Origin of the sequence: Stenotrophomonas sp. YIM B06876 (assembly GCF_030711595.1) — a bacterium.
Taxonomy (GTDB): domain Bacteria; phylum Pseudomonadota; class Gammaproteobacteria; order Xanthomonadales; family Xanthomonadaceae; genus Stenotrophomonas.
In genome coordinates, this window is record NZ_JAUJUJ010000580.1 from 1 (window position 1) to 416 (window position 416).

Below are 416 nucleotides of genomic sequence, written 5' to 3' on the forward strand. Positions count from 1 at the left end.
CCGGTGCGCGCCAGCGGGCTGACCATGAGGTCGGTGGCATGCGCCATGCGGATGGCTTGGCCGCCGCACACCCCCGGCACGATGATGACGCCCATGTGCCCGAGCAGCTGGCCGGTGTGTGCATGGGCGGCCAGGGCGTGGTAGTGCTGCGAGCCCGGGGCCTGCATGTATTTCCAGCGCCACTGTTCCTGGGCCATGGGCTGGCCGAACACGTCGCTGAAGAGTTGGCAGAGGCCTTGCAGGTCGTGGCCGGCATCGAAGCCGCGCATGACGAGGGGGCTGCCGTCGAGGGCCTGCGGCTGGGTGAGTGCCGCGCCAGGGCGGCGGCCGCCAGGCAGGGCGCTGGGGGTGGAGTGCGGTGTATTCATGGACGGGGTGCCCGATGGCGGGCTTGGAACGTGTTCACGATCTTCGTT

Annotated in this window: 1 protein-coding gene; it reads right to left on the minus strand. The window is 70.0% G+C overall.

Annotated features, from left to right (window positions below; all coding sequences use genetic code 11):
* The coding region (locus QZH66_RS18560) for a GNAT family N-acetyltransferase (RefSeq protein ID WP_305807255.1) at nucleotides 1–368 on the minus strand (368 nt) is incomplete at its 3' end.
* Nucleotides 369–416 lie beyond the last annotated feature (48 nt).